Here is a 14121-nt window from a genome sequence, read left to right on the forward strand (position 1 = left end):
CTTTACTAGAGAATGTGAAGGTTATCTGCCAAGAAGCGTTCAATGGCTTTAAAGGTTTGTAATCTGTCTTTATTATCACTCAAATAGTGATCGCCACCTTCAAGTTCAATAAACTCAACCTGCTTATCATGGTCTTCCAGTTCGTCAAACATGTCCTCACTGTGTGACAGGCGAACAACGCGATCTTTTTCGCCATGGATTAGTAATACTGGTACATTGATGTCTTTTGCTCGACTGACAGGTGAACGTTCATATAGCGCATCATAATCGTCACCAATTTGCTTTTTGACAATTTCATAGCCAGTGTAAGAACGATGAGATTTGACCAAGTATTCAACATCAGTCACACCAGCAACACTGACTGCACATTGGTATAAATCTCGGTTAGTCGCCACCTCCATTAAGGCTGCATAACCTCCATAGCTTGCGCCGACAACACATATGCGCTTGGGATCCGCAATGCCTTGTTCAATCATCCAGCGTGTACCGTCTTCGACATCATTTTGCATGTCTAAGCCCCAGTTTTGTAAGCCAGCTTTCATAAAGTCATAGCCGTAACCACTGGAACCACGAAAGTTCATTCTAAGCACTGCGTAACCGCGGTGGGCAAAGAATTGGGTCCAATAATCGAACCTATTTGAGTCATGACTAATTGGGCCACCGTGAGGGAAAACGATAGTGGGTAAATTACTTTGCTTTGTTTTTGGTAGCGTTACAAAAGCTTCAATTTCTAACCCATCTCTTGCCTTATAAGTACGTACTTCTGTCGTTGCCATCAGCTCTGGCGTCAGCTGCCCGTATCGATAGGCAAAAGGTAGCATTTCTTTTGCGTCACGATCGCCATAAAAGAAGGTGCCTGACTCAACTGCGCTGGTGGAATACAAAATATAGCGGCGTTCATTGTCACTGAAGTCATAAATATAGTTTTCTGAGTCGGGTAAGGCTTTGTTTAAGCCTCGCAACAGTCTGTTGTAATCCTCATCCCAGAACGTATACTCACTGTCGTCACCACTGGTTAAACCGACCACTTGTTTCTTGGCATATGAGTAAACCAATGAGCCTAGAGCATCATAATGTGGATTGCTGTAAACCAGCTCTTTCTTCAGGTTTTTATCTTTAAGGTTCACCTTAAAAATGGCTTTTTTGTCCTGATGGTACGCGCGAACATATAAGATATTAGGGTCATCAGCAAATCCCATTGGCCAAATGGCATTTTCTTCAAACGCATCAAATTCCCATAAGACGCGCAAATCGCCTTTAGCTTCTTCTTGTTCGTAAATACGGTAAGTGACATCGTCGCGATAAATACCAATACGCACATTATGCTGACGATCAGTAATCCAGTCTGTTATGTAGCGCTTAGTCGGTTGGACGGTATGCGAACGCCCGCCAGATAAACTAATTTTCATGACGGAAGCATATTGTGGATGATTCCCCATCCCCCTAAATTGCATTAAAACGTGCTCTTCATCTTCGGGCAGCATATCGATAATGTTATTTTGAAATTGGGGTAACCATTGAAAGCGTTTTAGCAGTGATTTTGACAAAATACTGCTGGTTTTATTGTCGGCTAGATTGTATTTAAATAGACGCGTTTCCGTGGTCGGCACACCGAATCTCACCGCTGGAAACTTTGCTGAGACTAATAAGATATTGTCATTTGCCCAATCTAAGCCAACGATAGTGAACTTGTCATTATCTGATCTTAAGGGATAAAACTGTTTTCCAGTGGCAACTTCTAAGATACTGACAGCCGTCCCACTGCTTTTTTCTGTTTCTAATCTAATAACAGAGGCAATGAGCTTGCCGTTGGGTGAGAGGTTAACATGGCTGACATCTGGGATACTGGCAAACGCTTCTGTGGGTAACTGTTGAGATGTGTCTGCATTTGCCGAAGACATCACTGCCAAACAGCAAAGTGCTGATAAAATCCATTTCATGCATAAGTCCTTTTAATAAAACCTTTTTTATTTAAATTCTTTCGAGTATCTATTCTACATAAACTGTATAGCGGCTCAACTCATTGTTATGCAATTGTTAACTGTTGCGCATTTGGCTTTAAGTGAATTGTTGATGCCTCAATATCGCTAAGTAATGCCAGCCCAATGTTAGGCTGCGGGTTAGCATAAATACGGACAAGGCTAACCAAAGACTGTGGTTACCCCAATCTTGCAATAGGTACCATAGTGGGAAATAGACAACGAAGGTCGACACTATCATCGAATTACGCATCACATCGCCTTTGGCTGCACCAATATATACGCCATCAAACAGATAACAATTAAATGCCCACAATGGCATTAATATCAACCAAGGTAAAAATTGCAGAGCCGTGATTTGCACTTGCTCTATGCTGGTGAGTAATTGAATAAACGCTTGGCCGCCTAGATAAAAACTGACACAACAAAGTAGGGCAATAATGGCTGACCAGAAAAAAGCTAAGGTGACTGAATCGCGCATTAGGCGGTTATCTTTTGCCCCATAAGCTTTGCCTACTTCTGCTTCAGCATAATAGGCCACGCCATCGAGCCCGTAGGAGATGAGCATTAATAAGTTGAGTAATACGGCGTTTGCGGCAATGGTATTGTCACCTAGTCCCGCACCGTAAAAAGTCATAAAGCTAAACGCGGCTTGCAAGCAAAGGCTACGAATAAAGATATCTCGATTCAGTTTTAGCAGTTTTGAAATACCATTGAAGCGACAATGCTGAGCTAGTTTGCCCCAGCTAAAATGTTTATCAAGGTGCAACTGTTTACTCACCATGAATGCCGCGACAGCGAAGGCGCAGATATCAGCTATCACAGACGCTAATGCCGCGCCTTTCACTTGCCAATCGAAGCCAATAACAAACAGAACATCTAAGCCAATATTGACAGTATTGGCTATGATTAATTGCCACATGGCGGCTTTAGGTTGTTGTCGGCCTAACAGCCAGCCTAATAATACTAAGTTAAGCAGGGCAAATGGGATGGACCAAATTCGGATTTCAACATACTGACGGCAGTAGATTTGCACCGCTTCACTGGCTTGAGTGAGATTTAATGCCAGATCCAGCAAAGGTTGCTGTAAAATAACTGCCATTAACCCAAGAACAAGTGCCAAAAGTGAACCTTGTACGAGGAGTTGTTGCTGATAATGGTCGTCATTTGCGCCATAAGCTTGCGCCACTAAACCAGTGGTCGACATTCTTAAAAAGCCCAGCAACCAGACTATTAATGTAATAAGGGTACTACCCAATGCGACACCACCGAGGTAATAGGCATGATCTAAATGGCCGATAACTGCGGTGTCCACCAAACCCAGCAATGGAATGGTAATATTAGATAAGATCATCGGCGTAGCTAACGCGATAAGCTGTTTATTTTTCTGGCGGTTTAGCAGTAACGCAGTTGTAGACATAGGATAATTAATGATGCTCAAAAATATGCGATTAATAATGTGCGGCTTGTTTAGTGTGCTATTGAGTCTGCCGGTACAGGCTGTTGTGATATTACAATATCACCATGTGTCTGACAGTACACCTAAAAGTACCAGTGTTACACCAGAGCAGTTTACACAACAAATGGCCTACCTTGCTGACAATGATTTTACCGTGATTAGTTTGCAGCAAGCTGTTGATGCCATTAAAGCCAAACGCCACCTAGATGCGAAAACCATTGTGATTACCTTTGATGATGGATACGACAGTATCATCAACAATGCTGCGCCAATATTAGCTAAGCATCAATTTCCATACACGGTATTTGTGGCAGTCGAACCCGTTGATAATCAATATCGTGGCATGATGAACTGGCAGCAAATTAATCAATTGGTGCAGCAAGGCGCGACGATTGCAAATCACTCTTGGGGGCATGAACACCTTATTCGCCGCTTGGAAGGTGAAACTGATACTCAGTGGTATCAACGCGTTGAAAAAAACCTACTTGATACTGAAGCCGCGATTGAAAAGCATACTGGACAAAGTGTCAAAATGCTCGCATACCCTTATGGCGAATATAATACTGAATTAGAAGCAATGTTAACTAAGCACGACTTCATTGGTTTAGGACAACATTCTGGTGCAGCAGGACCATATTCTAGTCTAACGGCATTACCACGCTTCCCGATGGCCGATGCTTATGCCGATATGAATGAACTAAAAGTCAAGTTTGCCAGTTTAAATATGCCTGTGCTTGAGCAAAGCGTGACAGATCCGCAATTACCAATGGGGCAATGGCGCCCTAAATTAACAATAACCCTAGATATTACCGATATTTATCCGCATCAGTTAATGTGCTTTGTCCAAGGGCAAGGTGCTAAAACGCCCATTTGGTCAGGTGAGGATCAATTTACTGTACAGGCTGATTTAGATTTACCCGCAGGACGCTCGCGCTATAACTGTACAGCACCAAGTAAAACAAAATCAGGTTATTACTGGTTTTCACAATCTTGGGTTCGTCCAAGGGATGACGGCGTTTGGGTACACGAATAATTATATCTTGCCTAAGAAGGTTAAGGTCTGTTTAAAGCTACGCCATTAATTGCAGTAATTTTGACGGAATAGTATCTAAAGGTTGCTGCTCTTTGGCCGCTCCCATCGATACAGCAGTACCCGGCATGCCCCACACGATAGATGACGCTTTATTTTGCGCGATGGTGTGGGCGCCTGCCAACTTCATATTAAGTAAACCTTGGCCACCATCATGGCCCATTCCAGTTAGTATCACGCCAATGGCTTTTGTTGCAGCATGCTCTGCTATGCTATCAAACAGTACGTCCACAGAAGGCTTATGTCGATTCACGGCTGGTGCATCATTGAGCTTAGTTTTTAACTGCCCAGCGACACACTCTATCTGTAAATGCTGATCTCCAGGTGCGATATACGCTGTTCCTAGTGATAATAACTCTCCACCTTTAGCTTCAATGACATTAATGTCGCAGTTGTTGTTTAGTCGGTTTGCAAATGACCGACTAAATACAGGGGGAATATGTTGCGCAATGACGATAGGAGGACAATTTAATGGCATGGTTTGCAAAATGTATTGAATGGCTTCAATGCCGCCAGTGGATGCCCCTATCGCAATTAACTGCTCAGGTTTTGAAGGGGGTTGTTGCCTTGATGTTGAGTGAGGAGATTTTGTCGCTGATGGCGTGGAAAGCGTGGTGAGGTATTCAGCAATATTTATTTCGGCAGCACCTGTGACTTTGTCGACTAGCTGTTGTTGAAACATTGATAAACTGGCTTGGGTGTTATCTCTGGGTTTAGCAATAAAATCGACAGCTCCCAAGTCGATGGCTTCCAAGGTAACATCAGCACCTTTTTGAGTGAGTGAAGACACCATCACAACTGGCATAGGTCTTAGACGCATTAAGTTCCGTAAAAAGGCTAAACCATCCATTTTAGGCATTTCGACATCAAGTGTGATCACATCAGGCTTGAGAGTTTTGAGCAATACTCTGGCTTCATAAGGATCTTTTGCCGTGCCGACTACTTGGATGTTATCGCTGGCTTCCAGCAAATGGGATAATACTTGGCGCATGAAAGCAGAATCATCGATGACCAGTACTTTTATCATTATTTGTCCTCACCTCACTGCAGCGTTCGCATACTGTTCGCTGGTAGGTTGTTGTATTTAAACGGTCGGCTATAGGTAATTAGTCTGAAAGCTTTGATCGTTTAAATTGAGTTGTTTCATATACAACTTCTCATTGATTATGGCTTATTTTGCCTCAGTTTTGGTCGGTAAATGGTTTGACCTGAAAAAGTGAACTCATCTGAAACCTGCATTAGATTTTCTGAGTGACCAATGATAAGTACGCCATCATCAGCCAGCAGCCTTCTGAAACGTTTGATGATGTTTACTTTGGTTTCATGGTCAAAATAAATAAACACGTTACGGCAAAAAATAACATCGAAAGGCCCCTTCATTGGCCAGTGCTCAAGTAGATTCAATTGCTTAAAATGGATTAAGCGTTTAATGCGTTCACTGATGAAAATATGCTGCTTACTTGTGTGTGATTTGATATAGCTATCGGCTAAATCTGGGGGAATATTGGCCATTGCATCTCGGCTATATTGTCCTTGCTTAGCAGTATTTAGCACATTAGTGTCTAGATCTGTGGCTAAAATTTTAAAGTCCCATTCCGGTGAAGCAAAAGGCTTGGCGAGTGTCATGGCAATGCTGTACGCCTCTTCGCCAGTAGAACATGCCGCCGACCAAACTCGTAAGCGTCTTTGCTTGCGGGCTAACCACATCGGCGTGATGGTATTTTTTAAAAAGTCAAAATGATGCTTTTCTCTAAAAAATGATGTGAGATTGGTGGTGAGAGCATTGATAAAGCTAGCAAATTCTTCGTCGGATTGGTTCACTAGGGCAAGGTATTCACTAAAGCTGGCAATGCCTAATTGTCTGATGCGTCTCGATAAGCGCGAGTACACCATTTGTCTTTTCCGATCGGGCAGTACAATTCCACTATGTTGGTGAGCCATATTTTGAATCATTTCAAAATCGGCTGACAACATAGGGAATTCTTTTTCTAGTCCATAGATATCTGATAAATCAGAACTCATGCCACTCTTCTTTACTGACATTAATCGATAGTGGTCGAGAGAGGTTATCAAAGGTTTTTGGTTGCGCTTGCACGAACTCTTGGCCAGTGTTGAAGAAACTGAGTTTATGGCGCATGTTTCTGGCTTGTTCTGTCATGGTGTCACCTGCAGCAGCAATTTGTTCTACTAATGCGGCGTTTTGCTGGGTCATCTGATCCATCTGAGTAATGGATTTATTGACTTCAAGGATCCCCACTGACTGCTGTTCAGCGGCGATGCTAATACTGGAAATCATTTGAGCGACTTCAGTGACTGACTCAGTAATATCTTTTAAGGTCTCGCCTGATTGGTTAACTAATGTCGTGCCATCAGTGACTTTATTGACGCTGTCGCGGATCAAATCTTTGATTTCTTTGGCTGCACCAGCACTGCGTTGAGCTAAGTTTCTCACTTCACCAGCCACAACGGCAAAGCCACGGCCTTGCTCACCCGCTCGTGCCGCTTCTACTGCGGCGTTGAGGGCAAGTAAGTTGGTTTGGAAAGCGATTTCATCGATCACGGTGATGATATCGGCAATGCGTTTACTCGACTCAGTAATGGCATCCATGGCTGTCACGGCTTGTTTGACGACATCGCCGCCCAAGCTGGCTTTTTGGCTGGCTTCTTGAGCGAGCTTGTTAGCTAACATGGCGTTGCTTTCGCTTTGCTTAACCGTCATGGTCATTTGTTCCATGCTAGAAGATGTTTCCTCAAGAGATGCTGCTTGCTCTTCTGTGCGCTGACTTAAATCAATATTCCCTTGTGTGATTTCTTCTGAACTTGAGGTTACCGTATTAGCAGATTCGCGAATTTCGCTGAGAATTTCAGTAAGTCGTTTAACCGTGGCATTGGCGTCAGTTTGTAACTTACTAAACTGCCCTGAGTATTCGCCCTGTAAACTGCAATTTAAGTCGCCTTTAGCTAATCCATCAAATAACTCCATCACATCAGACATAATGGCATCTGAGATGGTGAGCAAGTTATTCAACCCTTCTGAGAGTGATAAGAAGAACCCGTCTTTATCTTCGAGCGTAAGTCGCTGACTAAAGTCGCCTTGGTTAGCGCCGGCAATCAATTGATTAACTTCATGCTCAATACGTACCTCTGAAGTGCGATCTTCCCACTCAACCACAGTCCCGATACGTTCACCATTATCATCTTTAATGGGATTAGCGGTAAATTTAAAGAAGCGTTTACCTACTTGGAACTGAGCATTATGTGTGGTTTCAAGGGCTTTTAGAATATTATGCTGGTGCACTGGGTTCTTATGGAATACATCAATGTTTTTACCAATCATATGTTTAGCATCAAAGTGAGGTAAGCCTTCACGTACATCTTCTTGTGCTTCTTCAAACATGGCTTGCAGCGCTTGGTTAGTATAAATAATGTTATTGTTATTGTCGGCAACCATGGTATTTGCACTGACACAATCTAGTGCTTGTTTAATACGGGTATTCTCGTTGGCTAGCTGTTGTTCTTTGGCTTCTTGTGCCACAGCTTTTGTCATATCTAACCATTCAACTACCGTGGCAATGCGCTCATTATCATTGAAGATTGGTGTTGCTGTGAGTCTGAATGTGAGACCTTCTACTGTGAATACGGTGCGATAGACACTGGTCATTTCATCCATCAATTTTCTTTGGTGCTCAGGGTGGCGGTGGAACATATCCATGTTACTGCCAACCATATCGTCGACAGATAATCGTGTAAGGCTCTTTTTCAGCTTGGCTTCGTTGGCTTTAAACATCTCATACAGAGACGGATTGTGGTAAACGATATTATATTCAGTATCTGCCACCATCACATTGCCTTGGCAGGCATCTAGCGCTTGCTTATAAAAACGGCTGCTCTGTGTGTCTTGCCACCATGCATTCACGTGCTGTGCAACGCCTTGCCATTGTGGTGTGTCTAAGCTTGAAAGCTCTGGCGCCTGCTTGGCATCATAAGCGGCAGTGATATCGCTAATGATGCTCGCTTGCAGCTGTAATTGTTGTTTCAGCTGAATGACATGCACCAACAGCAACACAAGTGTTAAGCAAATAAAGGCCGCGATGAATAATGCAGACGTGGAAGAAATCGCCAGTAATAAGGCAATGATTACTGTGATGATAGCGCCAATCGCAACTAAAGGGGCTTTCCCTTGTGGCGTTGTCTGTGTTGATTGCATATAACTCATCCTCTGTGAATGATGTTTTAATTAAATGGATTCGGTTGATTCTGGCTCAATTTCCAGCTGATTGATGATGCTTGATAATTGAGACGCACTAGGCAGCATTTCATTGCCTAGTAATAAATGCACGTCGAGTAGAATCACCATGGCATCGTTGATACTGGATAAACCTTTGATAAAACGTATATCAGTTTCTAAACCAAAGTCGGGTGTGGGTCTGAGATTTTCATCATCGACAATGATCACATCTGATACTGCATCGACAACAATACCAATCACTTTATGGCTTTGTTCTAATTCAATTTTTACTACAATAACTACTGTTTTCGGCCCATAAGTTAACTCAGTAATACCAAAGCGTTGTCGTAAATCGATGATAGGTACTATGGTGCCCCGTAAATTGATGACCCCTTTAATATGAGCTGGGGCATTAGGCAACACAGTCGTGTTTTGCCAGCCGCGAATTTCTTGTACTGAGAGGATCTCGATACCATATTCTTCCTCTCCCATAATGAAAGTAAGGTATTGTTGATCCACATTGCCTTGCGAGGCTTGAGATTGCTGGTGGGTGATCTCCATTATCCTTGGCCTCCTAAGCCGCATTTTCCTTGTTGGTCCCAATACCGGCCATTTGTGCCAAGGTCGGTACATCAATAATCAGTGCGACCTTGCCGTCACCTAAGATGGTGGCCCCAGATACGCCAGGGGTTTTGGTGTAATTTTCTTCTAAGCTTTTTATAACAACTTGCTGCTGTGAGAGAAGCTCATCTACCAATAAGCCCACTTTTTTATTGTTGTTATCAACAATCATGACTAAGCCTTCATGGGTTTTGGTTGATTGAGGCGTATGATTAAATTGCTGATAAGCTTTAATGATAGGAATAAATTCCTCCCGCAGATGCACCACCTCTTGATTGTTACCTAGGTGGTTAACCTGACTCGGTTTCACTTGCAAAGACTCATGTATTGCTACTAATGGCACGACATAAATGTGTTCACCAATACGAATTAATTGGCCATCTAAAATCGCTAACGTGAGCGGCAGGCTAATACTAATAATACTGCCTTTTCCCGGCACCGACTGGATATTAATCGTACCGTTAAGCTCAGTGATATTACGCTTGACCACATCCAAACCGACACCACGCCCAGAAATATCAGATACCTTTTCAGCAGTAGAAAACCCAGGCGCAAAAATAAGCTGGTGAATGTCGTCTTGTGTGAGTTCGCAGTTGTTTTCCACAAGGCCTTTTTGTTGTGCCAGTTTCAGCACTTTATCAGTGTTGATCCCAGCACCATCATCATGAATTTCAATGATAATATTGCCGCCTCGATGAAAGGCATTTAAGTTAATTGTGCCTTGAGGTGATTTGCCTTGCTGCTGTCTTGTTGCTGGACTTTCAATACCGTGGTCCATGGCATTGCGCACGAGGTGGACTAACGGGTCGACAATTTTTTCCATGACAGTTTTATCTATTTCGGTGTCTTCTCCGCTGAGGTTCAAATCCACTTGCTTATTCAATTGCTGGCTAATGTCGTGCACTAGCCTTGGAAAGCGATTGAAGGCGAAAGAAATCGGCATCATACGGATTTGCATGACGCTTTCTTGTAGCTCTCGAGTGTGAGTGGCTAATTGCTCCAACCCAAGGCGCAGATCAATCATCGTATCCTTGTTTAACTCATCTTGTTGCCCCATTTGTCCTAACATAGCTTGGGTGATCACCAGCTCGCCCACCATATTGATCAGCTGATCAATTTTTTCGGTGCTGACGCGTACTGAACTGGCTGCTTCTGCAATAGCACTCGTTTTCGTTTTTTGTGGACTAGTAACTTCCGCAGGTGTGGATGCTGTGATGGGGTTATTTTCGCCAGCTTGCTGAATGTGAGGTGCTGACTCTGTTTCTGTTTTTAGGGACGAGCTTTGTTGTTCAATAGCCGAAGGTGCTGCTGGTTCAGCCGTATCGAGTTGATCTAACTCGCTTAAAATAGAGCTAAAATTATTGTTACTCTCAGCTTTGGCATTACTGAGTTCAGTCGTAGCTAATTGCTCATTGCCAGCGGCAGTTGCCAAAGAGTCAAAAGCACTCGCAACGGCTTGGTTAAAGTCAAAGTCGTTATTGACTGAGTCATCGATTGTCGTGGTTGGCTCATTTGCTGTTACGTCAACTTGGTTGTTGAGAACATCATCAGTCGTTAATGCCTGAGTTTGCTTAAATAGGGAAGCTTCTAAACTTGCATCACGGCTTTGCTGGGTGTAGATAATGTCACATTCATCTTCAACCCACTCAAATACTTCTGCCAGCCTCGCTTGTGGGCTATCCGTAAGTAAATCTAGCTGCCATTGTAAATGACAGACTTCGGGGTCAAACTCGGTAAAATCAGGATAGGGCACAGCATTTAATGTTACTTGCAAAGTGCCGAGTTCACTTAATTCAGTAAACATGTAAACCGGATCATTACCACAACGCAGGATATCTGGACCGGGAATAAAATCGATACGCCACCAGGTTTGTTTATCTGTATCTGCTGTTGCTTCAAAGACTTGCTCTGAATTATCTGTAGTCTGTTGGCTTGCACTTTGTGGGCTGTCGATGAGCGCTTGTTGAAATCGTTGCTTAAGGGGGGCAAATTCTGGGTTAGCAAAGTCCTGCTCTTGCATTAGTGCGTCAATCATTTCTCGTAGCATATCCACTGACTTAAGCAGCATGTCAATGTGTTCAAGTGTTAGCGCTCGTTCACCTTCACGAATTTCATCGAGTAAGGTTTCAAGTAAATGAGTGAAGTCGGCAACTTGGGTAAAGCCAAAGGTCGCACTGCCGCCCTTGATGGAGTGCGCTGCTCTGAATATAGTATTGATCGCTTCATCATCGAAAGACTTGATATCGATGGCCAGAAGCTCTGTCTCCATTGCAGCCAAGCCCTCTAGGCACTCTTCAAAAAAGATTTGGCTAAACTGACTAAGATCAATATTCACAATCTGACATTCCTTCGTTAGCGCAATACTTTCTTTGCAGTGGCAAGCAGTTGCTCAGGGTTGAAGGGTTTTACTATCCAGCCAGTTGCACCAGCGGCTCTGCCTTCTTGCTTTTTCTCTGGGCTGGATTCCGTTGTCAGCATAAGTAGGGGAGTAAACTTATATGTTTGCAAGGCGCGAAGATGCTTAATAAGCGTTATCCCGTCCATGACGGGCATATTGATGTCGGATATAACCAAATCGAACTCAGTTTGCTGCGCGAGTGATAATGCTTGCTCTCCGTCAGCAGCTTCAGTGACATCATATCCGGCCGTTTTTAGCGTAAAGCTGACCATTTGTCGCATAGATGTTGAGTCATCTACGGCAAGGATCTTTTTCATGTAGAACAGTCCTTTTATTAGGTTTCTTCCAGAATGTGTATGCCAAATTGCGATAGCTGACTGACTAACTCATTATCGGCATGCAACCAACTTAGCTTTACCCCTCTTTTTTCGCAGCTTTGCTGGAACAGGTATAGGCACTGAGCTCCGGCTGTATCAAGCCTTTCAAGCTGGTGGGCATTGAGTGTTATGTCATCATTCGCATCAAGCTGATTCAACATTGAATGATAAAGGGGTTGGATATTACGAATGGTTATTTCCTTGCCTAAATCAATCTCGATATCTGCCATGATAATTCCGACTTCTCGGTTAAGGTCTTCTCAATAAATATAGACACATTTTGCGGCGATTTATTGAAAAATAACAAATTTATTCCATTAAATTTACTCAGGCATGCTTGGAATGTAAACCGAAAGTTGTAGTAAGTCGTGACAAGCTGTTTCTGACATGACTTACTACATTAACTATGAAGGTGATGAAGAGACAATCTGTTTGAAATCTTCGATTAAGTCTTTGTTTTTGATTTGTGGTGCTTCGCCTGGTTGTATTTGTGTTTTGAACACAGCTGTTTTAATACCAGCAGGTGATACTAAAACATACGAAGCACTATGATCGACTTGGTAGTTGTCGTCATCGCCAACCATAGCATAGCTAAACCCTAAGTCGCGGCTGAAAGGAAATAGTACACTGTGATCTGCAGTGACAGCCTTAAAATCTTTATTGAAAAAGTTAATATAATCTAGGAGTTTAGCTTGAGAGTCCCTAGCTGGATCGGCAGATACAAACACCACTTGAATAGACTCATCTATTGCCTGCAGTTGAGGATAGGCTGCAGTTAATTTATTCAAAGTGGTCGGGCAAACATCTGGGCAAGAAGTAAATCCAATAAAAAACAGTGTCCATTTACCTTGCAAATCCGCATTAGTGAAAGCATTACCATACTGGTCATGCAAATTAAATTGAGCCAAGGGTCTTGGGTTATCAAAAATATAACTGCTACTTAGTTCTGGGGTAGCATTCCTTGATGCAGATGCAAACCAAGCGCCCAGAGTGAGCATCACAATGGCAAGTACAATCCATTTTTTCATGTAGACACCTTTCTGATTAGTTTACCCATAGGTAATGATCGACTAACAATACAATAAACAAAATCATTAAGTGATAAATGGAAAACTTAAACACATTCATCGCAAACCCAGGCTTGTCACGATATTTTAATTGCCATGCTTTGACAATAAAGCCACAACTGAGCAGTGTTGAACCAATCAGATATAGGGGACCTGACATGCCGACCAATACAGGTAATAAGCAAGCGATGGCGAGTAATAGGGTATATAGCAAAATACAGGTTTTGGTAAACTCAATACCATGAGTCACTGGCAGCATCGGAATGTCGACTTTTGCATATTCTTTTTGACGATGAATCGCAAGCGCCCAAAAGTGGGGCGGTGTCCAAGTAAAAATAATAATAACCAATAACAGTGCATTACCATGAAGCTCATTGGTGACAGCGGTCCAACCTAATAAAGGTGGCATTGCACCTGCTAACCCACCAATAACGATATTTTGCGGTGTCGCTCGTTTGAGATAAGCGGTATAAATCACCGCGTAGCCAATCAGGCTGGCAAACGTTAACCAAGCAGTGAGTGGGTTGACTAATGCATAGAGTAAAACAAATCCCAGTAAGCCAATCGAGACTGCAAAAGTGCTCGCTTTAACCGTTGATATTTTTCCCTTAGGTAAAGGGCGGTTGTAGGTTCGTGCCATTAAGCCATCTATTCTTCGGTCAATTAAATGGTTAAAAGCGGCTGCGGACCCCGACATCAAACCTATGCCAAGCAAGCCAAATACTAAAGGTTGTAATGGCACGGTATGTGGCAAGGCTAAGCACATACCGACTAAAACGGTAAGTAGCATGAGTGCTACAACCTTGGGTTTGGTCATTTCAAAATATGCGCGCCATTGCAAAGATATTGTTGTTGGTTGAGTCAAGCTAATGGGTTTAGACATAATTATTCCCTCAATTTGC

12 protein-coding genes are annotated in these 14121 nt (G+C 43.0%); 1 reads left to right on the forward strand and 11 read right to left on the reverse strand.

From position 1 onward, the window contains the following. Nucleotides 1-5: 5 nt before the first annotated feature. The gene (locus tag ACHUGF_RS02550) at nt 6-1940 is read right to left on the reverse strand and encodes an alpha/beta hydrolase family protein (RefSeq protein ID WP_394129213.1); all 1935 of its coding nucleotides are present in this window, start codon (nt 1938-1940) and stop codon (nt 6-8) included. Nucleotides 1941-2058: 118 nt separating this feature from the next. Continuing rightward, entirely contained in the window at nt 2059-3399 is a 1341-nt protein-coding gene (gene dinF, locus ACHUGF_RS02555; protein ID WP_394129214.1) for an MATE family efflux transporter DinF, read from the reverse strand. A 13-nt stretch (nt 3400-3412) separates the two neighbouring features. Between dinF and ACHUGF_RS02560 the strand changes: the two genes are divergently transcribed. Then, nucleotides 3413-4471: a polysaccharide deacetylase family protein gene (locus ACHUGF_RS02560; RefSeq protein WP_394129535.1), complete on the forward strand. Its 1059-nt coding sequence runs from the start codon at nt 3413-3415 to the stop codon at nt 4469-4471. Between the two features lie 37 nt (nt 4472-4508). On the opposite strand, the gene ACHUGF_RS02565 is transcribed toward ACHUGF_RS02560, so the two are convergent. From ACHUGF_RS02565 to cyoE, 9 genes are all read right to left on the reverse strand, one after another. Beyond that, on the reverse strand, nt 4509-5555 hold the full coding sequence (locus ACHUGF_RS02565) for a protein-glutamate methylesterase/protein-glutamine glutaminase (RefSeq protein ID WP_394129215.1): 1047 nt from the start codon (nt 5553-5555) through the stop codon (nt 4509-4511). A 137-nt stretch (nt 5556-5692) separates the two neighbouring features. Next, nucleotides 5693-6550: a CheR family methyltransferase gene (locus tag ACHUGF_RS02570; RefSeq protein ID WP_394129216.1), complete on the reverse strand. Its 858-nt coding sequence runs from the start codon at nt 6548-6550 to the stop codon at nt 5693-5695. Then, entirely contained in the window at nt 6540-8735 is a 2196-nt protein-coding gene (locus tag ACHUGF_RS02575; protein WP_394129217.1) for a methyl-accepting chemotaxis protein, read from the reverse strand. The genes ACHUGF_RS02570 and ACHUGF_RS02575 overlap by 11 nt, the downstream gene beginning before the upstream one ends. A gap of 30 nt (nt 8736-8765) precedes the next feature. Continuing rightward, entirely contained in the window at nt 8766-9317 is a 552-nt protein-coding gene (locus tag ACHUGF_RS02580) for a chemotaxis protein CheW (protein WP_394129218.1), read from the reverse strand. Nucleotides 9318-9330: 13 nt separating this feature from the next. After that, complete coding sequence (locus tag ACHUGF_RS02585) at nt 9331-11712, reverse strand: chemotaxis protein CheA (protein ID WP_394129219.1); 2382 nt, start codon at nt 11710-11712, stop codon at nt 9331-9333. A gap of 17 nt (nt 11713-11729) precedes the next feature. Further along, nucleotides 11730-12092, reverse strand: a complete 363-nt coding sequence (locus ACHUGF_RS02590; protein ID WP_394129220.1) for a response regulator — start codon at nt 12090-12092, stop codon at nt 11730-11732. A 17-nt stretch (nt 12093-12109) separates the two neighbouring features. Then, a complete protein-coding gene (locus tag ACHUGF_RS02595; protein WP_394129221.1) occupies nt 12110-12382 on the reverse strand; it encodes an STAS domain-containing protein in 273 nt (90 codons plus the stop codon). A gap of 174 nt (nt 12383-12556) precedes the next feature. Then, entirely contained in the window at nt 12557-13180 is a 624-nt protein-coding gene (locus ACHUGF_RS02600; RefSeq protein ID WP_394129222.1) for an SCO family protein, read from the reverse strand. A 16-nt stretch (nt 13181-13196) separates the two neighbouring features. Further along, on the reverse strand, nt 13197-14102 hold the full coding sequence (gene cyoE, locus ACHUGF_RS02605; RefSeq protein ID WP_394129223.1) for a heme o synthase: 906 nt from the start codon (nt 14100-14102) through the stop codon (nt 13197-13199). Between the last annotated feature and the right edge of the window lie 19 nt (nt 14103-14121).

This window comes from Shewanella maritima (assembly GCF_043643735.1).
Lineage (GTDB): Bacteria > Pseudomonadota > Gammaproteobacteria > Enterobacterales > Shewanellaceae > Shewanella > Shewanella maritima_A.

Coding starts and splice junctions, on each gene's coding strand:
- ACHUGF_RS02560 (WP_394129535.1), top strand. CDS start 3,413: ATGCTCAAAAATATGCGATTAATAATGTGCGGCTTGTTTAGTGTGCTA.
- ACHUGF_RS02550 (WP_394129213.1), bottom strand. CDS start 1,940: ATGAAATGGATTTTATCAGCACTTTGCTGTTTGGCAGTGATGTCTTCG.
- ACHUGF_RS02570 (WP_394129216.1), bottom strand. CDS start 6,550: ATGAGTTCTGATTTATCAGATATCTATGGACTAGAAAAAGAATTCCCT.
- ACHUGF_RS02565 (WP_394129215.1), bottom strand. CDS start 5,555: ATGATAAAAGTACTGGTCATCGATGATTCTGCTTTCATGCGCCAAGTA.
- ACHUGF_RS02595 (WP_394129221.1), bottom strand. CDS start 12,382: ATGGCAGATATCGAGATTGATTTAGGCAAGGAAATAACCATTCGTAAT.
- ACHUGF_RS02575 (WP_394129217.1), bottom strand. CDS start 8,735: ATGCAATCAACACAGACAACGCCACAAGGGAAAGCCCCTTTAGTTGCG.
- dinF (WP_394129214.1), bottom strand. CDS start 3,399: ATGTCTACAACTGCGTTACTGCTAAACCGCCAGAAAAATAAACAGCTT.
- ACHUGF_RS02590 (WP_394129220.1), bottom strand. CDS start 12,092: ATGAAAAAGATCCTTGCCGTAGATGACTCAACATCTATGCGACAAATG.
- cyoE (WP_394129223.1), bottom strand. CDS start 14,102: ATGTCTAAACCCATTAGCTTGACTCAACCAACAACAATATCTTTGCAA.
- ACHUGF_RS02580 (WP_394129218.1), bottom strand. CDS start 9,317: ATGGAGATCACCCACCAGCAATCTCAAGCCTCGCAAGGCAATGTGGAT.
- ACHUGF_RS02600 (WP_394129222.1), bottom strand. CDS start 13,180: ATGAAAAAATGGATTGTACTTGCCATTGTGATGCTCACTCTGGGCGCT.